21 protein-coding genes, 8 tRNA genes and 1 pseudogene are annotated in these 25781 nt (G+C 36.8%); 10 read left to right on the forward strand and 20 right to left on the reverse strand.

Going from position 1 to position 25781, the window contains the following annotated elements:
* The first annotated feature begins 398 nt into the window (after positions 1-398).
* Positions 399-1145 (forward strand): SDR family NAD(P)-dependent oxidoreductase, encoded by a 747-nt coding sequence (locus tag KI343_RS14185; RefSeq protein WP_212927083.1) that lies wholly within the window; start codon positions 399-401, stop codon positions 1143-1145.
* Positions 1146-1293: 148 nt separating this feature from the next.
* On the opposite strand, the gene gbsB is transcribed toward KI343_RS14185, so the two are convergent.
* Both gbsB and betB read right to left on the reverse strand, forming a co-directional pair.
* Entirely contained in the window at positions 1294-2502 is a 1209-nt protein-coding gene (gene gbsB / locus KI343_RS14190) for a choline dehydrogenase (protein ID WP_212927084.1), read from the reverse strand.
* Between the two features lie 54 nt (positions 2503-2556).
* On the reverse strand, positions 2557-4026 hold the full coding sequence (betB, locus tag KI343_RS14195) for a betaine-aldehyde dehydrogenase (RefSeq protein ID WP_212927085.1): 1470 nt from the start codon (positions 4024-4026) through the stop codon (positions 2557-2559).
* A 251-nt stretch (positions 4027-4277) separates the two neighbouring features.
* On the opposite strand from betB, the gene cudC reads away from it, so the two are divergent.
* Both cudC and KI343_RS14205 read left to right on the forward strand, forming a co-directional pair.
* Positions 4278-4838 (forward strand): choline uptake/conversion transcriptional regulator CudC, encoded by a 561-nt coding sequence (gene cudC, locus KI343_RS14200; protein WP_212927086.1) that lies wholly within the window; start codon positions 4278-4280, stop codon positions 4836-4838.
* Positions 4839-4856: 18 nt separating this feature from the next.
* Positions 4857-5753, forward strand: coding sequence for a glycine betaine ABC transporter substrate-binding protein (locus KI343_RS14205; RefSeq protein WP_212927087.1), 897 nt, complete (start codon positions 4857-4859; stop codon positions 5751-5753).
* 146 nt (positions 5754-5899) lie between these two features.
* On the opposite strand, the gene KI343_RS14210 is transcribed toward KI343_RS14205, so the two are convergent.
* From KI343_RS14210 to KI343_RS14220, 3 genes are all read right to left on the reverse strand, one after another.
* Entirely contained in the window at positions 5900-6067 is a 168-nt protein-coding gene (locus tag KI343_RS14210; protein WP_212927088.1) for a hypothetical protein, read from the reverse strand.
* Positions 6068-6084: 17 nt separating this feature from the next.
* Positions 6085-8019: an aconitate hydratase gene (locus tag KI343_RS14215; protein WP_212927089.1), complete on the reverse strand. Its 1935-nt coding sequence runs from the start codon at positions 8017-8019 to the stop codon at positions 6085-6087.
* Between the two features lie 220 nt (positions 8020-8239).
* The gene (locus KI343_RS14220; protein WP_212927090.1) at positions 8240-8719 is read right to left on the reverse strand and encodes a hypothetical protein; all 480 of its coding nucleotides are present in this window, start codon (positions 8717-8719) and stop codon (positions 8240-8242) included.
* A 336-nt stretch (positions 8720-9055) separates the two neighbouring features.
* On the opposite strand from KI343_RS14220, the gene hmpA reads away from it, so the two are divergent.
* Complete coding sequence (gene hmpA, locus KI343_RS14225; RefSeq protein ID WP_212927091.1) at positions 9056-10276, forward strand: NO-inducible flavohemoprotein; 1221 nt, start codon at positions 9056-9058, stop codon at positions 10274-10276.
* A 221-nt stretch (positions 10277-10497) separates the two neighbouring features.
* On the forward strand, positions 10498-12405 hold the full coding sequence (ltaS, locus tag KI343_RS14230; protein WP_212927148.1) for a lipoteichoic acid synthase: 1908 nt from the start codon (positions 10498-10500) through the stop codon (positions 12403-12405).
* Between the two features lie 167 nt (positions 12406-12572).
* Here ltaS and KI343_RS14235 read toward each other — a convergent pair whose 3' ends face one another.
* Positions 12573-12740: a hypothetical protein gene (locus tag KI343_RS14235; RefSeq protein ID WP_212927149.1), complete on the reverse strand. Its 168-nt coding sequence runs from the start codon at positions 12738-12740 to the stop codon at positions 12573-12575.
* A gap of 61 nt (positions 12741-12801) precedes the next feature.
* Positions 12802-13185, reverse strand: coding sequence for a winged helix-turn-helix transcriptional regulator (locus tag KI343_RS14240; protein WP_212927092.1), 384 nt, complete (start codon positions 13183-13185; stop codon positions 12802-12804).
* Between the two features lie 191 nt (positions 13186-13376).
* On the opposite strand from KI343_RS14240, the gene KI343_RS14245 reads away from it, so the two are divergent.
* Positions 13377-13958 (forward strand): NADPH-dependent FMN reductase, encoded by a 582-nt coding sequence (locus tag KI343_RS14245; protein ID WP_212927093.1) that lies wholly within the window; start codon positions 13377-13379, stop codon positions 13956-13958.
* A 368-nt stretch (positions 13959-14326) separates the two neighbouring features.
* Here the strand turns inward: KI343_RS14245 and KI343_RS14250 are convergent, their stop codons facing one another.
* Complete coding sequence (locus KI343_RS14250) at positions 14327-14881, reverse strand: DUF6241 domain-containing protein (protein WP_212927094.1); 555 nt, start codon at positions 14879-14881, stop codon at positions 14327-14329.
* A 663-nt stretch (positions 14882-15544) separates the two neighbouring features.
* Here KI343_RS14250 and KI343_RS20645 point away from each other — a divergent pair.
* The 3 genes and pseudogenes from KI343_RS20645 to KI343_RS14265 form a co-directional block, all read left to right on the forward strand.
* Positions 15545-15667: pseudogene (locus KI343_RS20645) on the forward strand (hypothetical protein); the annotation flags it as partial.
* A gap of 177 nt (positions 15668-15844) precedes the next feature.
* Positions 15845-16462, forward strand: coding sequence for a hypothetical protein (locus KI343_RS14260; protein ID WP_212927096.1), 618 nt, complete (start codon positions 15845-15847; stop codon positions 16460-16462).
* A gap of 64 nt (positions 16463-16526) precedes the next feature.
* Positions 16527-17042 carry a GrpB family protein gene (locus KI343_RS14265; RefSeq protein ID WP_212927097.1) on the forward strand — a complete coding sequence of 172 codons (516 nt, stop codon included), beginning with the start codon at positions 16527-16529 and terminating at the stop codon, positions 17040-17042.
* A gap of 1420 nt (positions 17043-18462) precedes the next feature.
* Here KI343_RS14265 and KI343_RS14275 read toward each other — a convergent pair.
* The 11 genes from KI343_RS14275 to KI343_RS14325 form a co-directional block, all read right to left on the reverse strand.
* Positions 18463-18747 carry a hypothetical protein gene (locus tag KI343_RS14275; RefSeq protein WP_212927099.1) on the reverse strand — a complete coding sequence of 95 codons (285 nt, stop codon included), beginning with the start codon at positions 18745-18747 and terminating at the stop codon, positions 18463-18465.
* 135 nt (positions 18748-18882) lie between these two features.
* Positions 18883-19164 carry a YesK family protein gene (locus KI343_RS14280; protein ID WP_212927100.1) on the reverse strand — a complete coding sequence of 94 codons (282 nt, stop codon included), beginning with the start codon at positions 19162-19164 and terminating at the stop codon, positions 18883-18885.
* Positions 19165-19903: 739 nt separating this feature from the next.
* Positions 19904-19987 (reverse strand) — tRNA-Leu (locus KI343_RS14285).
* Between the two features lie 16 nt (positions 19988-20003).
* Positions 20004-20090 (reverse strand) — tRNA-Leu (locus KI343_RS14290).
* A gap of 12 nt (positions 20091-20102) precedes the next feature.
* A tRNA-Lys gene (locus KI343_RS14295) sits at positions 20103-20175 on the reverse strand.
* A gap of 92 nt (positions 20176-20267) precedes the next feature.
* Positions 20268-20342, reverse strand: a tRNA-Gln gene (locus tag KI343_RS14300).
* Between the two features lie 7 nt (positions 20343-20349).
* A tRNA-Asp gene (locus KI343_RS14305) sits at positions 20350-20426 on the reverse strand.
* A gap of 29 nt (positions 20427-20455) precedes the next feature.
* Positions 20456-20527 (reverse strand) — tRNA-Glu (locus tag KI343_RS14310).
* Between the two features lie 16 nt (positions 20528-20543).
* A tRNA-Ser gene (locus KI343_RS14315) sits at positions 20544-20634 on the reverse strand.
* Between the two features lie 5 nt (positions 20635-20639).
* Positions 20640-20714: transfer RNA gene (locus KI343_RS14320), tRNA-Asn, on the reverse strand.
* A gap of 265 nt (positions 20715-20979) precedes the next feature.
* Positions 20980-21432: a SprT family protein gene (locus tag KI343_RS14325; protein WP_212927101.1), complete on the reverse strand. Its 453-nt coding sequence runs from the start codon at positions 21430-21432 to the stop codon at positions 20980-20982.
* A 425-nt stretch (positions 21433-21857) separates the two neighbouring features.
* Here KI343_RS14325 and KI343_RS14330 point away from each other — a divergent pair, with 425 nt between their 5' ends.
* Entirely contained in the window at positions 21858-23348 is a 1491-nt protein-coding gene (locus tag KI343_RS14330) for a catalase (RefSeq protein WP_212927102.1), read from the forward strand.
* Positions 23349-23468: 120 nt separating this feature from the next.
* Here the strand turns inward: KI343_RS14330 and KI343_RS14335 are convergent, their stop codons facing one another.
* Positions 23469-25628: a Tex family protein gene (locus KI343_RS14335; RefSeq protein WP_212927103.1), complete on the reverse strand. Its 2160-nt coding sequence runs from the start codon at positions 25626-25628 to the stop codon at positions 23469-23471.
* Between the last annotated feature and the right edge of the window lie 153 nt (positions 25629-25781).

Genomic DNA, 25781 nt, shown 5'->3' on the forward strand with positions numbered 1-25781 from the left:
ATTATCAGTTATACTAGTAGACATGGGTAAGGTCTCCTCTTCTTAGTTTTTGTCGTGATTAACTAAAGGGTAGGATAACCTTACCTTTCCTATTTATTCATCTTACACAGACTATTGTACGTCATCGGTTTTTGATGGTTTTGGAGCGCGTTCTGGTTGGGTCGGAGCGGGTTAGGCTGATTTTCGAGCGGTTTCGGAACAATTTGAAGCGGGTTATCCAATTCCCGAGCGGATTTGGACCAATTTGGAGCGGATCACAGCGGTTGCGTTTATCAAATTAAAATTAGTTTGTCAACCATGTTTTTTGGTGAAGAGCCTTATTAAGTATCGGAGATTTTGACAGACAGCTATACTGTGGTAAATTCTAATTGATAACATTCAAAGTTAAAGGAGAAATTATGCCAAATCTAAAAGATCAAGTAGTACTAGTAACCGGAGCAAATCGCGGACAAGGAAAAAGCATCGCCAAACATTTCGCTTCACTTGGCGCGAAAGTTGCAGTAGGAGCAAGAAACTTTGAAAATGCAGAAGTTCTCTCATTAGAAATCGGAGAGGATAAAAGCCTTCCTGTCCAATTAGATGTAACAAAAGAAGCAGATTGGACAGCAGCCATGAATTCTATTATTCAAACTTATAAAAAGATTGATGTTCTTATTAATAATGCTGGGATTTTCATTAAAAAGCCTCTGCTAGAAACTACCGTGGAAGATTATCAACAATTAATTAATGTAAACCAACTTAGCGTTTTCATGGGGATAAAAGCAGTCGCACCTTACATGAAAAAACAGCAGAAGGGCTCCATAATTAATAATGTTTCGATCTCTTCATTTGCGCCAATCAATCATGCAGCGGCTTATGCAGCTTCCAAAGCAGCCGTTACCAATCTCTCTAAATCTGCTGCAATCGAATTAGGCCCTAAAGGTATTAGAGTTAACTCCATTCATCCCGGCGTTATTCAAACAAATATGGTAAGTGACGGCAACCTGAATGTAAATGAGGAAGCTTCGGCTATACCATTAAGAAGAGCTGGACAGCCTCATGATATAGCACAAGTAGCCGCTTTTCTTGCCTCTGAAGAAAGTGCTTATTGTAATGGTGCTGAAATTGTGGTGGATGGAGGACTTACTCTAGGAACCAATGTTTAAAGTTATCATTATCGAGTTATGTGGAAGGTTATCACTAAATTATCAAGCTGCTTCATTTTATGAAAAGCACCTCTAAAAAAGGAACTAACGTAGAAATGAAGAACCCCCAACGCAATCATATTGCTATTGGAGGTTCTTTTTCAATAAACTATAATGTTTTTGCTATCTGGTTAAAGCAGCGTCCATAAATCCATTTATAACCTTCTTCATTAAGGTCTCTTGGATTCCCTATTGTTTGTGGGTCTTTCATTGCTTCTTTTGCAAGACGCTCTGTCATATCTGGAGATACACCTTGTTCTTCTAAACTAGGAACTTCTAAATCTTCTACAAGTTGGTATACTTCATTAACTGCTGCTTTGGCTGCTTCTTCTTCTGTCATATCGAATGTATTAACACCTAAAGCTTCGGCGATACGCGCGAACTTAGCAGGGTGACCTTTCCAATTATATTCCATTACCGGTCCCATCATTGCCGCTACACATTGTCCATGTGCTACAGGAATGATACCGCCCAGTGTTTGGGACATTGCGTGTGCAGCCCCAGCCGACTCACTTCCATAGGATAACCCGGCTAACATGGCAGCTTGAGCCATCCCATAACGAGCCTCGATATCCCCACCGTCAGCATAAGCACGGCGGATATATTTTCCCACATACTCTATTGCTAGTAAAGCTACTGCATCTGTAACCGGCTGTGCATAATGCATGGTGTAGCACTCAATGGCATGCGCCAAGGCATCAATTCCCGTCATAGCCGTTACATGCGGAGGCATCGATACATGAAGTTCCGGATCAATAATCGTTTGATGCGCAGCAATTAATGGTCCACCTGTATTAAATTTGAATTCTCTTTCTTCATCTGTAATTACAGCCCACTGTGTTACTTCAGATCCAGTACCCGCAGTTGTAGGAATCGTAGTTAGTGGCGGAATTCGATTTTCTAATGGTTTTTTACCATCTGCCGCTTCGTAATCGAGGACACTTCCTTCATGTATCGCTTCCACACCAATACCTTTTGCTGTATCCATGGAACTGCCTCCACCCACAGCTACAAGACCGTCACAGTTTTCGGCTGAGTATAAGTGGGATCCTTCAGCAATTAATCGTACTGGAGGGTTTGGTTCTACTTTATTAAACAGCACCACTTCTACGCCTGCTTCTTCCAATGACTTTTCAATTGGGTTGGTTACTCCTGCGTTATAGATTCCTGGATCCGTTACCAATAAAGCTTTCGTAACTCCCAGGTTCTTAACCTCTTCCCCAACATGTTTAATCGCACCAATACCGTGCTTGATTGCTGTTGGTAATTCAAATTGGTGAAAATGATGCATATGTTCTACTTTCATATGAAGACTCATGTCCTATTCCTCCTCAAAATATCTAATTTCTATAAATTCTATTTATCTACTCTATTAAAACCAATGGATTGGCTGAGGATCGATATTATGAAAAACATGCTTTGATTCTTGATATTCCTCCAGCCCTAATCTTCCTAACTCTCTACCAATTCCGGATTGTTTGAATCCGCCCCATGGTGCATGCGGGAAATATACGTTAAATTCATTAATCCATACAGTGCCCATTCGCATTTTAGCTACACAACGTTCTGCCTTTGCAATATCCTTTGTCCAGACGCCGCCGGCTAAACCATAAATAGAATCATTCGCTAAACGAACTGCCTCTTCTTCACTTTTAAACGTTTCCACTGTAATTACCGGCCCAAATCCTTCATGCTGCACAACATCCATCTCTGTTGTACATCCTGTTAAAACGGTAGGGAGATAAAAGAACCCATCTTGTAATCGACTATCCGCAGGCTGTGCTCCTCCTACCGCAATTTGAGCACCTTCTCGAACACCGTTATCCACATACTTCATTACTTTTTGCAAATGTTCTTTTGAAATTAGTGGTCCCATTTGTGTTTCCTTATCAAAGCCGCTCCCTAATCGGATATTTTTAACACGTTGTACTAACTTTTGGACAAATGTATCATGAATACTTTCCTCCACAATAATCCTTGTCCCTGCAGAACAAATTTGCCCCGCATGGAAGAATACAGCATTTAACGCTTGATCTACTGCTGTCTCAAGATCAGCATCTGCAAAAATCACATTTGGGTTTTTACCGCCCAGCTCCAATGCTAATTTTTTTACATTGGTGCTTGCAGACCTCATAATACGTTTTCCTGTTTCAATACCGCCAGTAAAGGAGATCAAGTCAACATCTTCATTGATAGATAATTCTTCCCCAACTGTTGCTCCAGCTCCCAATACCAGGTTAGCTACACCTTTAGGGATACCCGCTTCTTCCATTAATTCAAATACTTTCACTGTTGTTAATGGTGTTATTTCACTGGGCTTCATAATTAATGTATTTCCAGCAGCAAGTGCGGGAGCTAATTTCCATGAAGCTTGTAATAAAGGATAATTCCAAGGTGTTATTTGGCCGCATACTCCTACTGGTTCTTTTACTACCTTACTAATCGTATTCGGAATTGGAGAGTCAATGATTTCGCCGCCGTCTTTATCAGCTAAATCTGCGTAATAACGGAATACTCCAGCAATATCATCCATATCTCCTCTACTCTCTTCTACGGTTTTACCAGTATCAAGAGATTCTAATTCTGCTAATTCTTCCTTATCTCTTTCTATGAATTCTGCAATTTTACGAATCATATTTCCTCGATCTGTTGCTGAGGTCATTGCCCAATCTCCATGATCAAAGGCATGTCTTGCAGCTTTAATTGCTAATCGTGCATCATCTTCATTACCCTCAGCTACGATAGCGATTCGTTCTTGGTTAAATGGATTGATAATTTCTCTTGTTTTCCCAGAGAGGGCAAGCACCCATTCCCCATTAATGTATTGTTTTTTTGTATCCAAATCGTAACCCCCTAACCACCATATTAACTTTGTTAAGAAAAAATTTAACGTTCTGAACAAAGTTAATATTATCGAAGATTTTTCATCTTGTCAAACAACCAAATAATCTTTTTTTGTATTGTTTTAAGAATTGATCTAATCAGATTATTTCCAGGGAGCGGGAATTTGACAATAAAATTTATTTCTTTATCATTAACTTTGTTAAGAAAAAATTTAATTAAATGAACATAGCTATGTAGGAGGTAGTAATATTGACAAATCCCCATGATGAGAGGGCAAGAGAACAAATTGAAGAGGCAAAGGATCAAGTTATCCAAGCAATATCTGAAACAATGGATTTATACGGAGTAACCCCGGCTGCCGGAAAAATATATGCAACAATGTATTTCGAAAATCAAATGAATTTAGATGAAATGCGGGAAGAACTAGGAATGAGCAAACCCAGCATGAGTACAAATGTACGTAAACTTCAACAAATTGAAATGGTAAAAAAGAAATTCCAACGCGGCTCTAGAAAGCACACTTATATTGCAGAAAAGAATTTCTTTCATTCATTTATGGCTTATTTTTGTCAAATGTGGGAGCGGGAAGTAAAAACGAACATGGACGCTATTCACATTGCAGAAAATCAGCTAAGCGCAATTATTCAAGATAACGAGGTTTCTGAGGAATTGAGAGAAGAAGCAGAAAATCATTATCAATTATTAAATCAATCAAAAGTGTATTACCATTGGTTAGATAAATTAGTACACAGTATTCGATCCGAAGAAATTTTTGAGTTTTTACCTAAAGATGAAACCCTAAAAAATTAAGAGGAGAGATGTCATTCTATGTTTCAGAAACAAAGAGAAGTAATGTTCATAATCACAACTATTTTGATTCTTTTATTAAGCGCATGTGGCAGCGATTCATCCGATGAATCCTCTACAGAAAAAGGTAGTAAAACCATTGACCTTGGTCAAACCAGCTGGGAAGAAAATATAGCTATCACAAATATGTGGAAGATTATTTTAGAAGAAGAAGGCTATGAAGTGAACTTACATCTACTCGATATCGGAACACAGATGGCTGCACTTGAGAATGATGAACTGGATATCAGCCCTGAAATTTGGTTACCTGTGCAAGATGCCGAATATGTAAAACAATATGAAGATACGGTCGACTTCTCGGAGGAGACTTGGTATGATAACGCAAAAGTCGGCTTAGTCGTACCAAGTTATATGGATAATATTAATAGCATTGAAGACCTCCATGCTAATAAGGAAAATTTAAATGCAGAAATTACCGGATTCGATGCGGGAGCAGGAACTATGCTTGTTGTGGAAGATGTCATTGAAGATTATGAGTTAGATTATGAATTAATTTCCAGCTCTGAACCAGCAATGCTAACCGCTTTGCAAGAAGCAATTAATAAGAAAGATGAAATTGTTATACCGTTATGGAATCCGCATCGTGTATTTGCAGAGATGGACTTAAAATACTTAAATGATCCTAAAAATATATTTGGTGATTCAGAAAAAATTTACCATGCGACTCGACAAGGGTTTCATGAGGATTATCCTGAAATAGATCAATGGTTTAAAAATTGGAAAATGAATGATGAACAAATCGGCGAATTAATGAGTTACGTGGGGGAAGCCGAAAATGAAGGAAAAAAAGCCATTGAAGGTGCTGAAAAATGGGTCAATGAAAACAATGACCTTGTTAACCAATGGCTAGAAAAATAAACCTATAATAAGCAGTCTGATTAAATTTTAAATCAGACTGCTTTTTCTTGCCTTTGCTAAGAGCTGAGTTAACTTACTCTCATGATCAAAAACAGGCGAAGCAGACGCTGTCTAATAATGTAGAACACCGCTTCTCCTGTTTACATTTAATCAATTACCCGATTGTTCTCATCTACCTGCAGCTTTTCCGTCTTTTCCACAGCAGCGACAAACCCATCGCCGTGACAAATCGTACATGTATACTGCCACTGCTCATCATCCATTAATAGTCCTGAACCGTCACAAGCTTTACAAGCAAATTCCTGGGACCCCATTGCCAACTTCCTTTCTATTATTGTTTTTGTTTAATCCAATTAATAATTCCGCCTGCCAGGAGAATCTCTAGATGTCTTTTAGTCAGGTCATGCTGTACCTTAATAGGGAGGCCTGCTTCTTTTAGTTTAATATCAAATGTACGCTGGTTTTGAATCGTTTGATGAATATCGCGAAATTCAAGTATATCTTCCCGATTGATTAACTCATAATCTTCCTCATTTACAAACGTTAACGGCAAAATACCAAAGTTAATCAAATTCTGTAAATGAATACGTGCAAAATCCTTTACAAGTACAACCTTTAATCCCAAATACCGAGGTGCAAGCGCCGCATGTTCCCGACTTGACCCTTGTCCGTAATTAAAGCCGGCTATAACCATATGACCGCCATTGTCACGCTTTTTCATTGCCTTTTCGTAATACTCATCATCGATAATTTCAAAAGCAAATGTACTGATTCGCTGAATATTACTGCGATATGGTAAAACACGTGACCCGCCGGCAAGAATCTCATCTGTTGAAATGTTGTCCTTCATCTTTAATAAAACAGGCAAATCAAAGTTATCCTCAATCGGCTGGAAATCTGGAATGGTAGTGATATTTGGACCTTTTTCCAATTCGATCTGACTGTTATCTTTCGGCGGGGCTTCCAACATCCCCTTTGTTGAAAAGGTCTTTGGTTCGGTTATGTCCGGATAAGGGATATCTAATGTTCTCGGGTCCGTGATAGCGCCCGTTAATGCTGAGGCAGCTGCTGTTTCCGGACTGCAGAGGAATACGCTATCTTCTCTGGTTCCAGACCGCCCTGGAAAGTTTCTTGGTGTCGTCCGTAAACTATTCCGGCCCGTTGCTGGTGCTTGACCCATTCCAATACAGCCATTACAGCCTGCCTGATGCATCCGCGCACCAGCGGATAATAGATTAGCGATATGCCCATTCTCAACAAGCTGCTCCAGCAATTGACGAGAAGTCGGATTAATATCAAATGAAATTCCCGGGGCAACTTGTTTTCCTTTGACGATTTCACTGGCAATCGCAAAATCACGATAACCAGGATTTGCAGAAGAACCGATATAGGATTGATAAATATTCTCTCCAGCTACCTCCGTAACAGGAACCACATTCCCCGGACTGGACGGTTTCACAATCAGCGGTTCCAGCGTAGATAAATCAATCTTGTCGTGCTCATCATAGGTAGCTCCATCATCCGCTTTTAATTCCATCCACTCTTCTTTACGGCCCTGTTGTTTCAGGAAACGTTTTACTTCCTCATCTGATGGGAAAACGGTTGCAGTAGCGCCCAATTCAGCGCCCATATTAGCAATCACATGTCGGTCCATTGCAGATAATTCTTTGACACCCGGTCCATAATATTCAATTATTCTGCCAACGCCTCCTTTTACCCCATGGCGGCGCAGCATTTCTAATATCACGTCTTTGGCGCTTACCCAGTCAGGAAGTTTGCCCAGCAACTCTACGCCCAATATACTTGGCATTTTTATATAATACGGTTCGCCGGCCATCGCCATCGTAACATCAATCCCGCCAGCGCCCATGGCTAACATGCCCATGCAACCATTTGCACAAGTATGACTATCCGAGCCTAATAACGTCTTTCCAGGCCGTGCCAATTGCTGCATATGAACCGGGTGACTGACCCCATTCCCAGGTCTGCTGTAATAAATACCGAATTTTTGTGCCGCACTTCTTAAAAACAAATGATCATCCGCATTACGAAAATCTTCCTGAATCAAATTATGATCCACATATTGTGCCGAAGCCTCTGTCTTTACTTTATCTATACCCATTGCCTCCAACTCCAGCATCACCATCGTACCTGTAGCATCCTGTGTCAAAGTTTGATCAATCCGTAATCCAATTTCTTCTCCAGCTTTCATTTCTCCTGACAGCAAGTGGTCTTGAATTAATTTCTGGGCTACATTTAGCTGCATATTTTCTCCTCCTAAAGATTCACTATCCCGCTTAGAATATACTTATATACTAATTATTACACCTATCCATTTAAGTTAAACGTATTTCCATATTTGGAAAGCATGCAATATTGTATTCAGTGCTCGGAACCCAAGGCCTGTTTGCATATTAAAAAAAGACCACTACCGTTTTTTGGTACTGGTTGAGAGAATACAGCAGTTCTATTTAAAACATATGAAATCAGCCATTTTTTTCTTTTAACATACGTATAGATACTTCATGCTCCCCTAAAATTCGATAAATTATCTGCTGTTCATCCATAATTTTTTCTGCTTTTTTGTTAGGATCTAAAACAGCCTGCTTAATTAAATGATTCTCTTCTTTTAATCCTTTTACGTCTGATTTAACTTCTTCTAAATTCCATTTTACGCTGTCTACATCTGTCCTAATTTCTTTGACATCCAGCTTCATCCTGTCTACATCTGTCCTAATTTCTTTGACATCCAGCTTCATCTTGTCTACATCTGTCCTAATTTCTTTGACATCCAGCTTCATCTTGTCTACATCTGTCCTAATTTCTTTGACATCCAGCTTCATCTTGTCTACATCTGTCCTAATTTCTTTGACATCCAGCTTCACATTTTGCATTTCTGTTTGAAAATCTTTCTGACGTTGATTTAGTTCCCCAAGAAGTTTTAATACCTGTTCTTCAAATGGCATTATGAACACCCCTCCTTTCATTAATATAAAGTCTCGTTTCGTTATTTATATATTATCATAGGAACCACAAAAGATTCATCTTAATAAAAACGACTTTTATTACTGTATATTCGTGGCAGTTCGTTTATTTTCATTAGTAAAATCAAAAAATAAGGCTATTTGATATGCTTATTTTAGCAGAGCAAACAAAGATTCGACATCGTCAAATTTATCATTTCCATTTATTTCAGAAGTGTTCTTACCTTCATCTTTGTCCATTCCATTTGAAGAATGAAGAAAATGAACAAGTACATACTAAAAACGTCTCCAGCATTAAAATAGCAAAGGGGTAATCGAATGCTTGACGAAAATACAATTAAAATTGTCAAATCAACTGCTCCAGTATTGCAGGAGCACAGTCAGGAAATTGGTGAAAGATTTTATGAATTGTTATTCTCACGCGTTCCGGATTTATACAACATGTTTAATCAAACGAATCAAAAACGTGGTTTTCAGCAAGGTGCCTTGGCATATGGCGTTTATTTAGCTGGAGCTAATATTGACAACTTACAAGCAATCGAATCAATGGTGGAAAGAGTAACTGAAAAGCACCGGGCTTTAGGTGTTCAGCCTGAACAATATCCGATTGTCGGTGAAACGTTACTCGAAGCCGTGAAAGATGTACTCGGTGAAGCAGCAACAGACGAAGTGATAGATGCCTGGGGGAAAGCCTACAAGGCCATTGCAGATATTTTTATGGATAGAGAAGCTAAGCTTTACCAAGAGACAGAAAAACAACCCGGCGGATGGATAGGAATTCGTCCTTTTTATGTAGAGAAAAAAGTAAAGGAAAGCGATGTTATTACGTCATTTTATTTAAAACCTAAAGACGGGAAACCTATTCCTTCCTATCAACCTGGTCAATATCTTACCATACAGGCAGATATTGACGGTGAAAAGTACTTTCATATGAGACATTATAGCTTGTCAGATGCCCCTAATAAGGATTATTTCCGAATTAGCGTAAAACAAGAAGATGCTCAAGGTATGGCACCAGCTGGAATTGTATCGAATTATCTTCATAATGAAATTTCAGAAGGGGATACACTAGCTATTGCAGCTCCTGCTGGAGATTTCACAGTCAAAACAGAAGAATTACCGATCGTTTTGCTTAGTGGAGGTGTAGGAATAACACCAATGATGAGCATGTTCAATACCTTGGTCGAAAACCATTCTGAACGTGAGATCACGTTTATTCACGCGGCTGAGAATAGTACTGTTCATGCAATGAGGGAACATGTCGAGAATTTAGCGGAAGAAAATCAAAATGTCACTTCCTTTGTATGCTATGCAAATCCTACCGAAGAAGACCGCTCCAAGCATCGTTATGATAAAGAAGGTTTTATTGATCTCGATTGGCTACAAACGGTGCTATCTGATAATCAGAAAGATTTTTACTTTTGTGGTCCCTTCCCATTTTTAAAAGCGATAAACCATGCACTTCAGAAATGGGGCGTACCAAAAGAGCGGCGCACGTATGAATTATTTAGTCCCATCAGCACGATCGAGGATGCCTAATTAAAATTAAACATTTTAAAATTTTATATTATTGATTAAACCAATCAAACACAGTCTAAATAAAGTAAAGCATTGCTGCATTGTCCGTTTGAAGGATGCGGCAATGCAACGTTAAAATAGGCAAGATTTCAAGTATTTCTGTTGGGGTAACATTCATTGTTCCTACCATTATTGCACAAACTTTGTGAGGTGAAGACGTGAAGAATTTTTTATCTACAAAAATGGGGTTCTTTACCATTACTGTCGTTCTTTTTTGGATTAAAACATTTATCATATATTCTACAGAATTTGATTTAGGTATAAGTAATGGAATACAGGAGTTCCTCTTATTTTTTAATCCACTGAGCTCGGGACTAATTTTCCTTGGACTGGCACTATTTGCGAAAGGAAGAAGAATGGGTATATGGATTATTATCATTGATTTCATCCTGTCGTTTATCTTATATGCAAACGTGGTTTATTATCGTTTCAACAGTGACTTTATTACGATACCAACTCTCATGCAAACGAGCAATTTTAGAAGTTTAGGCGGAAGTATTGCAGATTTAATTGAAATATATGATGTGCTTTATTTACTTGATTTAATTGTAATTATTGTATTGTATGTTATACTGCGAAAAAATTGGTCTGAAGAACGTATGAAATACCGTAAACCGTTGTTCGTATTAATCACTGGCGTTATCGTCTTCGCAGTTAATTTAAGTTTAGCCGAAATTGATCGCCCGCAACTATTAAGCCGTACTTTTGACAACAAATATGTAGTGAAATATCTTGGCATTTATAACTTTATAATTCATGATATAATCCAAAGCGGCGAAACATCAACGAAGCGCTTAGCAGTGGATGAAAACGACATAACGAGAGTAGAAAGTTATACCAAAAATAAATATGCAGAACCAAATCCGGCTTACTTTGGATCAGCAAAAGGCAAAAATGTAATTAAAATACACCTTGAGTCCTTTCAATCATTTTTAATCGACTATGAACTGCATGGAGAGGAAGTTACGCCATTCTTAAATTCTTTAGTAAATGATTCGCGTCATGAATTTACGTATTTTGATAACTTCTTTCATCAAACTGGACAAGGAAAAACAGCGGATTCAGAATTAACGATGGATAACTCTTTATACGGATTACCAGAAGGTGCGGCATTTGTAACAAAAGGGAATAATACCTACCAATCACTGCCAGCGATTATGAATCAACAACAGGGATATACAACTGCGGTTTTTCATGGCGATGATAAATCATTCTGGAATCGTGAGGTGATATACAAACGCTTTGGAATCGATAAATTCTATGATGCGAGTTATTACGATATGAATGAGGAAGATGTTATAAATTACGGTTTAAAGGATAAACCATTCTTTAAAGAATCAATACCTTTATTAGAAGATTTGAAGCAGCCTTTTTATGCCCATCTGATAACATTAACAAACCATCATCCATATTTGATTGATAGTAAGGATGCAACGATTGAGCCAGCGGAAACTGGCGATAATTCAGTTGATACTTATTTCCAAACTGCTCGTTATTTGGATGAATCACTTGAACAATTCTTTACAGACCTGAAGGCAGCCGATTTATATGAGGATTCGGTCATCATGATTTATGGAGACCATTATGGGATTTCCGATAACCATAATAAAGCAATGAGTGAAATTATCGGTGAAGAGATTACACCATTAAAAAATGCTCATTTACAGCGTGTACCATTTCTAATTCGTATTCCTGGAATGGAAGGTCAAGGAACAAATCATGAATTCGCTGGACAAATCGATGTTATGCCAACATTACTACATCTTCTAGGTATTCCTGCTCAAGATTACATTCAATTCGGTACGGATTTATTTTCTGAGCAACACAAGGATTTTGTATCATTCCGTAATGGCAGCTTTATAACAAAAGAATACAGTTACATTAATGGTGTTTATTATAATAATGAAACCGGGGAGGAAATAGAACCAACAAAAAACATGGAGAAACAAAAAGAACAAGCTCTCTATGAGTTGAAGCTTTCTGACGAATTATTAAATGGCGATTTATTACGATTCTATACTCCAAACGAAGACTGGAAGCCTGTTGAGTATGAAGCTTACCAGTATGGCAATCCACAAAATGGAGAATAATAAGCCGTTCAGATCTCCTCCTAAAAAGTCATAAAAAACATAGAGGGATACGTATTAACGTGCTTAATATGTATTCCCCTATTTACTTCTTGTGTAAATTTAGGATGAGGTTATAGGTATTTCTAAATGAACCACTTATGCGTTCCCCGCGCTTCGTATATAAAATATTACGCACCATTAATTTCTCTTTTCAACAAATAGCAAAATAAATGTTGCCAATGGCCCCAACAAAAGGGACAATAAAAACCAATTGAATCGGTCCTATTCTTTCCTTGTGCAAGTGCAGCATTTATCCACGCTAGTGTACCACAACCTATAAAATATTGGTTTTCCATCAATATTCCTCCTCATTGAAAGTAATCACACGGAAAAATGATGCTCTGCCTAGCTTCACACCTAATCTGAGATTACCTTGTCATTCTGTTCTTTCTTATCTTTTCCATATAATGTCTCCAAATGCTCTAGATGCTCCATTCCCCAGCTTCTCATCGACTCTAATAATGGGATTAACCCACGTCCATATTCAGTCATAGAATATTCAACTTTAGGAGGTACTTGCTGATAGACTTCCCGATGAACAATGTCATTATATTCTAACTCTCTTAATTGCGAAGTTAACATTTTTCTAGTAATTTCCGGAATAGCTCGCTGCAGTTCACTAAAACGTAATTTTTCGTTTCCCATAAGGTGAAATAGTATAACCGGCTTCCATTTACCAACAATAATATCTAATGCAACTTGAAGTTCTCCACAATTTTCACTTGAAGATTCATTCGTCATTTTTTTAATCTCCTTTTCAAAAATGTCCGTAAACCCCTTTTATAATACATGGTTTACTAAAAGTAACTATGTTTAATTAAAGTGCCTACTTCCCAAAAAGAAACTTTAGATTTATTATAACTATAGTGGTCAAATGAATACAAACTTATTATTTGATACGTTTATTATAATTTCACACGGAGGGTTAAAGAATGACAAAAATCGGTATTATTACAGGCAGCACGCGTGACGTACGTGTTAATTTACAAGTTGCAGAATGGGTTAAAGATTTTGCAGATAATAAAGATGTGGATGCAGAATTTGAAATCCTTGATATAAAAGAAAGTGGTCTTGGACGTTTCAATGAAGCAACTCCACCACTTATGGCAAATAAAAAATACGCAACAGAAGCACAAAATGCTTGGTCAAAGAAAATTGACGAAATGGATGGTTTTATTTTTGTGACACCTGAATACAATAAGAATTTCCCTTCAGCCTTAAAAGACCATTTAGACTATTTAGGATCAGAGTGGCATCATAAAGCCGCAGGAATCGTAAGCTACGGTTCTACTTTAGGTATAGCAGCTTCTCTTGCACTGCGCACAACATTGTCAAACCTAAAAATAGCCACTGTTGAACCACAAGGTGCATTCAGCTTATTTAATGACTTTGAAAACATGACAACTTTCAAACCAATGGAAGTGCATAAACCAAGATTTGGTGAGTTGATTGATGATGTTGTCGCTTGGTCAAATGCGCTTAAATCGGTAAGAAAAGAAACAAGCCTCGTATAAAACGAACTTCTCTCAGATGAAGCTTTGGTGGGTTGGAAGCAGTCGATTGCTTGCAGGCTAACCTGTGTTAACAAAATAGACAAGCAATTTACGAAATACCTATTGGATTTGGTAAATTGCTTGTCTTTTTATTTGAGGTTCACTTCTATCGTTTTTAACACCAAATGAATCACTTATGTACTCCCGGCGCTTCCTATATAAAATATTTTTCCATTTAAATATGACTACATTCTGTAAACATACCACCGAACATACCTATACCCTTAAGGCATTGCATATGTAAATCATCATAATCAATTCTAAAAAATAGGATATATGTAATAAAAACAAGGATATATCGTTTATATGCAGCTGAAAATTACCTAGAGTTATTTCTCGTAAAAACTATCTTTAATATATTGAATTTCTTCATTAATAGGTAAGTTTTCGTAAGCTTTACCAATAGTTCCTCCCTGTAGCGACCAGAGGTAGTTATGATCAAAATGCGCAGCATCAAAGTTACCATCTTTCCAACTTTCAGCAATCAGCAATAATTCATGTTTATTGTCAAAATTGCTATTGGAGATAACATTGTAAACCTGGTCTATTGTTTCAGGGTGCATTGGAACTCTACCCCATTTTTCTTCGGCTCTTACTTTTTGGTGGACCATTTCATGCATTACTTTAACAGCTTCTTCTTGCGTGGAGTCTTCATGAATGTTTAGTTTTAACTTTTCTTTTTCAATTCCATCTAAAACTTCTTCTAGTTCCGTTTTCTCTTCTTCTGTTACTTCTTCAGCATTCTCTTCTGAGCCACCAGTTTCCATATATTCTTCTGGACTTAACTGTTCCTCTGCTGCATCCATCGAATTCATAAAAAATGCTATGCCAGCTCCAATCGCAACAATAAGTATAATTATTGAGACGATTAGTATCTTTTTCATATAAAAATTCCCCCACCGTAATTAAATTTTATTTCTATTTCTTTTATCGAAGTACCGCCATCCGGAAAGTTTTTTCTATTCTATCAACCGCATACCCAAATGAAAGATAGACTGAATTTCCATTTCCGAAAATACGAACTTCATTGCCCTTCCTATTCTGTTGCTGTTCTATCACCTATTATTCATCTTTCTATGTATCCTGTCGCCCCCCATGCATAAAATCCAAAGGTAATTTTATCATAATCTTTGATAGAAATGTTGAAATTTTCATAAACAGCCATCTCTTGACTAAATTTCTACAATAGTAGCGGATGTTGTAGACCGATATGATTATTTATTTAAAACTTAGGCACCCCTGCACGCAATTTTTGCATTTATGTATATTTACACTAGCGTTGCATAAAATTTAAAGTTTAAAGTTTAAATCAATTATATGAATTTCTTGTATATATTCTAGAAATTTTCTAATCTCAACCTCTTACCAGGGGTATAAAGGTAGACCTTTATTCATTAAGACGGCATTATTTAAGAAAATTTAATACAAACGTACTTAAGTAACTGCTTTTCTTAAATAAGGATACGTATTCTTTCTAATTATGGGTTATAGTACAGTTTAATTGAATATAGTTACTCAATAAGAGGGGTGAGTATGCGGAGGATGATTTAATAAACATCGATATAATGGACGCAAATATTAGTCTGGATATGCCTGTTATGAAGGCCATTAATACATACTCTGATTTACTAAAAGATGTACACCTAATGATAATCCGGAACATTTCATAAAAAAGTTTATAGAATTAGGGGCAAACTATGTAACCGTAATGTATTATATGGATATATAATCATTGCACGTTGAGGATTTTATTCTACAAGATTCTCAAAGCTTGTTCACCTAACGATACAGGCTAGTAAAAGAATATTGATTAACTGTAATTTTAAGTTATGGTGGGAGATGAGATTGTGATAGAAAGTAAAATTGATTATTATGAAAAGGAATTTTTGCATTTTAAACCTTTTGAACACTTTTATGCACGTATTGAAGAAATGAAAAATATATCAGACTATGGAGCGAAAGTTGCTTCTAAGTGGAGCGAAATTGTTAACCAATCTCTTAGGGACGAAGTTTATCCAGTAGTGCATCCAATTGGGCAAGAGACATTTTCGTTATACGTAGAATTCCCGACAGGCGTGTTTGAGTGTGCTTTAGATATAGACGGTGCTACTTCGCTTATAAATAAAGAAAATATTAAACCTGCTGTTTTTGAACCGTCTAATATTATAGCTTCTGTAGATATAGGTAATATAAATACTGACACAAGCAATATTAAAACTAACCACAAGAACCCAGTAATGGTAATTCAAAGTAAGTTTTTAACGGACAATAAACCCTATTGTATTAATGGTAATCACAGAATTTATGAGGCTTATAGAAATAACGAAAAACAAATTGAAGTATATTATTTTAAAGACCTGGAATTCGAGCCCTTTTTCTATGATATTTTAAGCAGATCTGTATACTTTTTAGAAATTGATTACCATAATGTAATCAATAATGAACGAAAATTTTTAAATGATTGATACCGCCTATGCATCTAATTATAACTAAAGACACAGGGAGAGTAATATAAAGGGGGACAGGTTAATGGAAACAGTGAATTTTTATAATCAAAGTAAATTTAAAGCTGACGTAGAGAAATTATACTTCGCTCAAAAAGAACGAATACTACACCTCGTTCCAAACGCAGATATTCAACACGTCGGTAGCACTTCTATACCAAACAGTCTGACTAAGGGAGATATAGATATCCAGGTGCGTGTGAATCAAGAACAATTTACACAAGCGGTTCAAGCACTCTCTGCTGTGTACGATTCTAATGAGGGAAGTGTAAAAACAAATGAATTTAGGGCATTTAAAGACGATGCAACTATCCCTCCTTTAGGTATACAACTGACTGTTAAAGGATCAGAGTTTGACTTCTTTTGGAAGTTTCGGGATGTCTTACTTCAAAATGATAAGTACAGAGTAGAGTATGATGAATTAAAGAGGAACTTTGAAGGATTGGAGATGGAAGCCTATAGAGAAGCAAAAAATCATTTCTTTAGCAGGGTAATGAGGACGCCTGAGTTCAAGCAATTGAGAACTGAGATTGATAAGTAAAAGATGTTTCTTTATATAATTTCTCAACTAACAAATGGGTGCTTTACTTTAATAAGCTCCCATCATTTAAGTGTACACGGTCAATTTATACCTAACACTCCGGAATGGTTTCAATGGATAGGCAGAATTGCAATTCCGTTATTTATTTACTCTTGAATTATCGGTTATCAATACACTTCTGACAAAACAAAGTACATCACCCGTTTATACCTGTTTACTTTGGGTATGGCAGTATTAAATCTAATTATCAATATTCTTTTTGATAATACCGGAATATATATAACAAATAATTTTTTTGCTCCTCTTTTTTAATTTTAATGTTCATCTACATTTTTGAAAAAAAACAGCTGAGATTTATTGTATTCCTTGTCATATGGCAAATACTAGCTTTTCTAATCAGTATGTTCTTATAAGAGGGAATAAAATGGACTATTATTAGTGACGCTCCAGCTATTTATCAATTTTTCGGTTCTATATTGGCAGTGTTTTCTTTGTAGAAGGTGGTCCTTCTTTTATACTATTTGGTTTGCTTCTTTATGTGAGTAGAAAATCCAAGATCGGTATAAGCGTAGTGTTTATCTTATTCTCTATAATCTATTATGTGGTTTTTGCTAGTTGGGGACACATACCGGAATTCTTTGCATTTTACCTAATTCAATTTGCTGGGTATCAATGGTTCATGATAGCAGCATTACCTTTGATATTGCTTTACAACGGTAAAAAAGGAATTGGATTGAAATACTTTTTCTATATTTTTTATCCAGCACATATTATAATATTGTATTTTATTGGCATGTATTTATTGAAGTTACAAGGTATATTATAATGTTATATTTTTGCCATTTTCGGGTATAATATAAATAAGAAAGCATATAATAAAAAAACCGCACGGTGTATCAGCACCGCACGGTACAATAGACTGTATCTCGCATACGAGGAACAGCGTAAATTCAGTTATAAAAATAACCCTATCGCCGTCCAAGCATATGAGGGTTATTTTTTATCATTTTTTTTCGGACATAATGAATGCCACTAATGATCCGAAAGAGACCATCAGTAATAAAGCAGTACCTATATCCGTACAGCGTCACCTCCCTTCTAAAAGGAGGGGTTAGAATACAACCCTTTCTTTATAGAAGGTAAGAACCGGAACTCTGCCCCTCATATGAATTATATCAGCCTATTGTTAAATTCAATTATAACATAGTTAGTAACCACCGAATGAAGTGTAGCCTTAAAATAAAGTTCGATCAAAATATCTCACACATTCCGTATTACCATAAACAGAAAGAATCCATTTGGAATAGATTGATCAAAATGGATTCTTTCTCTATGGAGTACGGGTCGATAAAAAAGATTGATCACTTTCGGATGTAATATTCAATAATCGCGCCCGATACTTAAATAATTATTTTTAAGTTTATTTCTCTTTTATAAAATAAAACCCTTGTCCATTTTCTTGCGGTACAAATCCTGATAAAACTGATGAACCCTCCACCCTATCTTGTTCTTCAGCTGTTATAACTGTTTTAACATCTTTATCTTCAACGACCTTACTTTCACGTGATTCTTGTTCTTCTACTGTTAAAATTTTAATTTTATCCCCATCACTATCAACTTGTCCTTTTGCTGATACATCTGTAAAACCAATTGATATCGCAAGAACTCCTATAAAACCAAAAACCAAACCCGATTTCCTTTTCATAAAATCTCCTCCATTTCTTTAATAAAAAAACTACTATTACATTAGTGCTACATTAACCTAATAACAATTATTCAAGTCTCTGTTATTTTCACAAAGTGTGATATCTAATTAGCTAGCCGGATTGTTGAATCGTGTTTATAGTCTAAGTCCTTTTTTCTTACTAACAGTTCCAATTAGAGTACCTATCCATATTCCCAAAAAAACAGTAATCGTAACAAATAATATTCCCACACCATCCCAGCCGCGAACGACTTCTTTACTGTAAATAATTATTCCAATACAGATTAAACTTAATACAGTAGAGATTAATAACAAAGCTTTTTTTGAAACTTTACGGGATATAAAAAAGAGGATAATAGCAGCAGCAATCCCCATAAGCAATATAGGTGTCCATCCTTCTAACATTAATGCATTCATTTCGTCCCCTCCTACTTCTATATATATTCCATAGGTCCGTTAATTGAACGAAAACTCTGTTTAGTTAATCTCTTAATCTATTTTAACATACACAGCGAAATTTTATTCGAAACAATAAACTGAATACCCATTTAAACAAAAAATGAGGATACCATGCTCATACATTGAACATGATACCCTCTAGTTAATTAAGACTATTTAAAATTTACTTGTTCCTGTTCTCCACGAAGTCTATTGTAAAATGATTTCTTTAATATTTTAATTAAACATCTAACCCTCACAATACGAAACGGTAGCATAGTACTAGTAACCGATAATTGTTTTTTTCTTAAAGTAAATTCCTCTCAAATTTAACATTGCAATTTATTTAAATATATGTGTAATATTGCAACATGAAGTGAATCAGCTTAAATTAAAAAAGGAGTCTATAAAATTATGAAAGATGTATTTGACTGTTTTCTTCTGCATGTTTGCAGCTGTCGCTTTAATATATATTGTTCCTAATTTAGCAAACATATTGGATGACTTACAAAGTGCTTTAAATTTAACCATTTTATTTCTTCTAGTAATTATATTAAAAACTTTATTCAACAACCAAAAGCAATAAATATAGTAAGTAAATTACATAACAAAGCCGTGCAATACTTCTTCTAAGGTCGCTCGGCTCTTATAATAGAATAAGCGCATAAAAAAATATCAAAGGTCTGTAACCCTTGATATGAGTGGTTTTTACATATGATGCGGTCGGTGGGATTTGAACCCACACGGGTTATTCACCCACCAGGCCCTCAACCTGGCGCGTCTGCCATTCCGCCACGACCGCGTGCTATAATGCTAAATGGTGCGGATAAAGGGACTGAACCCCCACGTCCATAATGGACACTAGAGCCTGATTCTAGCGCGTCTGCCAATTCCGCCACATCCGCAAAATATAATGATGAGCCATGAAGGATTCGAACCTTCGACCCTCTGATTAAAAGTCAGATGCTCTACCGACTGAGCTAATGGCTCTTATAGTTGATAAACCATCTTTGATGTCCTATCAATAAAAAAATACTATTATGATTAATAGTATTATCATGTAATCCTTCTTAAAAGAAAAATGGCTGGGCCACCAGGATTCGAACCTGGGGTACACGGGATCAAAACCCGATGCCTTACCGCTTGGCTATGGCCCAACTATAATGGCGGTCCGGACGGGACTCGAACCCGCGACCTCCTGCGTGACAGGCAGGCATTCTAACCAGCTGAACTACCGGACCAATTATTTATTTTAATTTTCAAAGGAAGATGACCCGTACGGGATTCGAACCCGTGTTACCGCCGTGAAAGGGCGGTGTCTTAACCGCTTGACCAACGGGCCATTATGTAAATAAAAATGGCGGAGAAGGAGGGATTTGAACCCTCGCGCCGCTTACACGACCTACACCCTTAGCAGGGGCGCCTCTTCAGCCACTTGAGTACTTCTCCAATAATGGCTCCACAGGTAGGATTCGAACCTACGACCGATCGGTTAACAGCCGATTGCTCTACCACTGAGCTACTGTGGAATAAAAAAGTAATCAGTTACTTTCTATGTAATATATTGATTACGCAACAACAAGAATCATCATACAATATATCTTGTTTTTTGTCAACAAAAACTTTTAAATTTCTTAAAAAGTTTTTTTCTGCTTAGAAAATCAATCAAAATTCAAAGCAATTCGACAATGTTGATCAACAAGCCTGTTTCAATTAAGAAAGCTGTCATTTCGTATCAACTCCATTAATTTATCATGGATATTATTAATCGTCAATACTTTTTTCAAAAAAAAATTAAATTAGTCTTAACTTTCCTTTGCACTTCCCGCATCGATACCTGGTTATATCTACCCTTCTCATTCGTTTGTAGACAGTTTTACACTTTTGACATTCATAGGTATAGCGATACCGTTTCTGTTGTGAAGGAAGTGGTTTACAATGACGTGGGGATCCTGTTTTCGCTAACAGCTCTCTAAAATCTTTATCCCGGTGCTGGTATCCTTTCCCTTCAATATGCAAGTGGTAATGACAGAGTTCATGTTTAATGATTCCGATCAGCTCTTCCTTTTCAAATTCCAAAGCATATTTCGGATTGAGTTCAATTAAACGTTTACTAGGAATGTATCTTCCGCCAGTTGTCCGCAAACGAGAATTAAAACAAACTTTATCAATAAATGGCTTATTGAAATAAGTCTCTGACAACTGATTTACTAATTGATACAAATCTTTTTCGAGCATTGGGTTCATATATATCACCTCAAAGAAAATAAAAATATAACTCCCTTGTGTGTTTAAAAAGGCTTACTTCTTGTATCTCGCATTACACTCAAAATCACTTTTTCCTTTTCGGGTTATTGCTCCCAGCAAAAAAAGAATAGTTAACTCAGGAGAACTTTATTCTATTTTAATAGGAACCATACTAAAATTCAAATTCTCATTTAAATTATCTAATTGATAATACATAGAATAGTTAATATAGGAATACATTTCCTTATAAAAGAGGATAATGCACTTTTATTTATTGCTTATAAATACTATTATTACGGCTATTATAGCCTTTTAATCTGTTTCAAAGAAATGTCATATAAATAACACACAATAAAAATAGCAATCTACTATTTATTATGTTATTATAATGATTGTATTTAATATATTTAGGGGGTAAACAATATATGAGCGATAAAAGAAAAATGACTACTGCATTTGGTGCTCCTGTTCCAAATGATGATGATGTCAAAACGGCTGGTAAACGCGGACCACTTTTAATGGAAGACTTTTGGTTCCTTGAAAAACTTGCACATTTTGACCGTGAAGTAATTCCTGAACGCCGCATGCATGCAAAAGGTTCTGGAGCTTATGGAACATTAACCATTACAAATGATATTACGAAATATACAAAAGCAAAAATCTTCTCTGAAGTCGGGAAGAAAACAGACATGTTTATTCGTTTTTCTACAGTAGCTGGAGAACGCGGTGCAGCTGATGCTGAACGTGATATTCGCGGAACAGCGATGAAATTCTATACAGAAGAAGGTAACTGGGATTTAGTTGGTAATAATACTCCTGTATTCTTCATGAGGGATCCAAAACGCTTCCCTGACTTAAACCATGTTGTAAAACGTGATCCAAAAACAAACATGCACAGCCCTGAAGCAAATTGGGATTTCTGGACTAACTTACCAGAAGCACTTCACCAAGTTACCGTTGTTATGTCAGACCGCGGGATTCCAAAAACATACCGTCATATGCATCTATTCGGTAGTCATGCGTACAGCTTATATAACGCAGACAACGAACGCGTGTGGGTAAAATTCCATTTCAAAACGGAACAAGGAATTCAAAACCTTACAAATGAAGAAGCTGAAAAAATTGTCGGCTCAGATCGAGATAGTCATCAACGTGATCTATATGAAGCCATTGAATCAGGCAATTTCCCTAAATGGAAAATGTACATTCAAGTGATGACAGAAGAAGAAGCTAAAAACATGCCTTACAACCCATTTGACTTAACAAAAGTATGGTATAAAGATCAATTCCCGCTTATTGAAGTTGGTGAATTAGAGCTTAATAAAAACCCTGAAAACTATCATGAAGAGGTAGAACAGGCAGCATTCGCTCCAACTAACATCGTTCCTGGAATTGGTTTCTCTCCAGATAAAATGTTACAAGGTCGTCTATTCTCTTATGGGGATGCACAGCGTTATCGTCTAGGTGTTAACCATTGGCAAATCCCTGTTAACTATCCGAAAAACGCGAAAAACTTCCATCCATACCATCGTGACGGAGCAATGCGCGTTATCCCTTACACAGGTGGACAAGTTAGCTATAGCCCGAACCAATACGGCGAGTGGGAAGATAGCAAAGAGCATCAAGAGCCTGCATTACAGCTAGGTGCTGATGTTGATTATTATGACTTTGATGAGGATGATAGTCTTTACTACGAACAACCTGGTAAGCTATTCCGCTTAATGTCTGATAAACAGAAAGAGTTGCTTTTCCAAAACACAGCAAATGATATGGCTCCAGTTTCCAAAACAGTGAAACTTCGTCATATCAACAATTGCTACAAAGCTGACCCAGATTACGGTAAAGGCGTGGCAGCAGCAATGGGTATTTCTCTTGATGAAATCGAAGCTGCAAACGAAACAACTGTTAAGCAATAACAGTTCATCATAAAGAAGGTCTCCCCTTATAGCAGTATAAGGGGAGATCTTCTTTTTATATCTATATAGAAAAAGGAACTTCCCAGTTTAGAAGTTCCTTTTTCTTATTTATTATTATTTTTACTGAACCATAGAAAGTGCGATTCTTCCTTTTTGCACATTTACATCATCTACCCAGACAGTAACCACGTCACCGACCGAAGAGATATCCATCGGATGCTTAACGAACTGCTTCGACATTTTGGAAATGTGGACAAGTCCATCTTGTTTGACACCTATATCGACAAAAACACCGAAATCGACCACATTACGAACGGTTCCTTGAAGTTCCATACCAGGTTTTAAATCTTCCATATTCATTACATTTTGTTTTAGAAGTGGCTGCGGGAAATCATCACGTAAGTCACGCTCCGGTTTACTCAATGCCTCTAAAATATCTTCTAAGGTTGGCAAACCGATCTCTAACTCTTCAGCTACTGCTTGTTTATCTATTGTTTCAATTTTTTGCTTTAGCGGTTCTGTACCTAAATCTTGCTCATCAAACCCAAACTTTTCAAGTAAAGCTTTTACATGTGGATAGCTTTCTGGATGGATTGGTGTGCGATCAAGCGGCGTATCCCCATCCACAATTCTTAAAAATCCAATAGCTTGCTCATAGGTTTTTGCACCAAGTCGAGGAATCTTCTTTAACTGCTTCCGATTCGTAAATTTCCCTTCTTCTTCCCGACGCTTAATCACGTTGTTGGCAACTGTTTTACTTAAACCAGATACATATTGCAAAAGGGAAGAAGAGGCGGTATTTACATTTACACCAACCTGGTTAACAGCTGTTTCAACAACAAAAGTTAATGAATTGGATAACTCTTTTTGACTGACATCATGCTGATATTGACCAACGCCAATGGATTTCGGATCAATTTTCACAAGTTCCGCCAGTGGATCCTGTACTCTTCTTGCGATGGAAACAGCACTTCTTTCTTCTACTTGTAAATCAGGAAACTCTTCCCTTGCTAAGGGGGAAGCAGAGTAAACACTTGCTCCTGCTTCATTCACGATAATATATGGAATATCGAGCTTATTATTTGTTAAAACATCTGAAATAAATTGTTCCGTTTCTCTAGATGCTGTCCCATTTCCAATTGCAATCAGTTCAATATTAAATTTGTTCATTAAGCTAATAACAACTTTCTCTGCACCTTTCACATCTTTCTTTGGCGCGGTCGGGTAAATGACACTTATTTGATGGAGTTTTCCAGTCTCATCAACAACAGCTAGCTTACAACCTGTACGGAATGCAGGATCCACACCCAGAATAACCTTCCCCTTTAATGGCGGCTGAAGCAATAAATTTCGTAAGTTAACAGAGAAAACATCAATTGCCTGTGCCTCTGCTTTTTCTGTAAGAGCAGTCCGTATTTCTCTTTCAATCGATGGTTCAATTAACCGTTTATAACTATCTTCCACTGCTTCGGTTAACAATTCCTTGATATTTTGTGGACATGCTTTCTTGATAACTCTTTTTTCTAAATAGGATTGTATTTTATCCACTGGGGGCTCTATTTGTACTTTTAAAACCCCTTCTTTTTCACCACGGTTAAGCGCAAGAATGCGGTGAGAGACAAGCGAACGAATCGATTCACTATATTCATAATACATTTCGAAAATTTGCTTTTCATCGTTTTCTTTCTTCTTATCCTGTGATCGAATGATCCCCTGCTTCATCGTTGCATCCCGAATAAACTCGCGATAACCTGGATCATCTGAAATCCACTCTGCAAGAATATCATTTACTCCCTGAAGCACTTCTTCTACTGTGTTTAATTCGTGTTCTTCAGAGAAATATTGTGCCGCTGCTTGTTCTAAATCAACTGGTTCACTTTGCTTCCAAATAAGTTGCGCCAGTGGCTCTAGCCCTTTTTCCTTCGCAATTGTCGCTCTTGTTCGACGTTTTTGTTTATAAGGACGATACAGATCTTCTACTTTTTGAAGCTGCGTCGCTTTTTCAATGTCATTTCTTAATTCATCTGTTAATTTACCTTGTTCATCAATAATACGAATTACTTCTTGTTTTCGTTCAGATAAGTGAAGCACGTATGTCCATCTATCCTGGATTTCTTTTATTTTCACTTCATCCAGTCCACCTGTTGCCTCTTTCCGATACCTTGCAATAAATGGAACGGTGTTACCTTCATCTAAAAGAGAAATTACTTTAGATACTATTTTGTCCTGTACTTTGGTGTCTTTTGATACGATTGCAATTAATTTTTCATCTAAACTCACGACGAATTCTCCTCCTTACTCTACTCCTTATTGTATCAAATTACATGCAGGAATGCTTGGCCCAAAAGCACAGAACTCCTGTTTAAGAATGCAGACACTTGCCCCACGGGCATAAGTACGATTACACAAAAAAAGGTTGATTTGTAATCAATA

The organism is Oceanobacillus sp. J11TS1, assembly GCF_018333215.1.
In the GTDB taxonomy this organism is placed as follows: Bacteria; Bacillota; Bacilli; order Bacillales; family Amphibacillaceae; genus Oceanobacillus.

Excerpts from the sequence above, each read along its gene's own strand:
- KI343_RS14185 (WP_212927083.1), top strand. The coding sequence starts at position 399 with ATGCCAAATCTAAAAGATCAAGTAGTACTAGTAACCGGAGCAAATCGC.
- KI343_RS14280 (WP_212927100.1), bottom strand. The coding sequence starts at position 19,164 with ATGAATGCATTAATGTTAGAAGGATGGACACCTATATTGCTTATGGGG.
- KI343_RS14215 (WP_212927089.1), bottom strand. The coding sequence starts at position 8,019 with ATGCAGCTAAATGTAGCCCAGAAATTAATTCAAGACCACTTGCTGTCA.
- KI343_RS14205 (WP_212927087.1), top strand. The coding sequence starts at position 4,857 with ATGTTTCAGAAACAAAGAGAAGTAATGTTCATAATCACAACTATTTTG.
- KI343_RS14275 (WP_212927099.1), bottom strand. The coding sequence starts at position 18,747 with ATGAAAAGGAAATCGGGTTTGGTTTTTGGTTTTATAGGAGTTCTTGCG.
- KI343_RS14240 (WP_212927092.1), bottom strand. The coding sequence starts at position 13,185 with ATGACGAATGAATCTTCAAGTGAAAATTGTGGAGAACTTCAAGTTGCA.
- KI343_RS14250 (WP_212927094.1), bottom strand. The coding sequence starts at position 14,881 with ATGAAAAAGATACTAATCGTCTCAATAATTATACTTATTGTTGCGATT.
- KI343_RS14330 (WP_212927102.1), top strand. The coding sequence starts at position 21,858 with ATGAGCGATAAAAGAAAAATGACTACTGCATTTGGTGCTCCTGTTCCA.
- KI343_RS14245 (WP_212927093.1), top strand. The coding sequence starts at position 13,377 with ATGACAAAAATCGGTATTATTACAGGCAGCACGCGTGACGTACGTGTT.
- KI343_RS14220 (WP_212927090.1), bottom strand. The coding sequence starts at position 8,719 with ATGCCATTTGAAGAACAGGTATTAAAACTTCTTGGGGAACTAAATCAA.
- KI343_RS14210 (WP_212927088.1), bottom strand. The coding sequence starts at position 6,067 with ATGGGGTCCCAGGAATTTGCTTGTAAAGCTTGTGACGGTTCAGGACTA.
- KI343_RS14325 (WP_212927101.1), bottom strand. The coding sequence starts at position 21,432 with ATGAACCCAATGCTCGAAAAAGATTTGTATCAATTAGTAAATCAGTTG.
- KI343_RS14235 (WP_212927149.1), bottom strand. The coding sequence starts at position 12,740 with ATGGAAAACCAATATTTTATAGGTTGTGGTACACTAGCGTGGATAAAT.
- KI343_RS14265 (WP_212927097.1), top strand. The coding sequence starts at position 16,527 with ATGGAAACAGTGAATTTTTATAATCAAAGTAAATTTAAAGCTGACGTA.
- ltaS (WP_212927148.1), top strand. The coding sequence starts at position 10,498 with ATGGGGTTCTTTACCATTACTGTCGTTCTTTTTTGGATTAAAACATTT.
- hmpA (WP_212927091.1), top strand. The coding sequence starts at position 9,056 with ATGCTTGACGAAAATACAATTAAAATTGTCAAATCAACTGCTCCAGTA.
- gbsB (WP_212927084.1), bottom strand. The coding sequence starts at position 2,502 with ATGAGTCTTCATATGAAAGTAGAACATATGCATCATTTTCACCAATTT.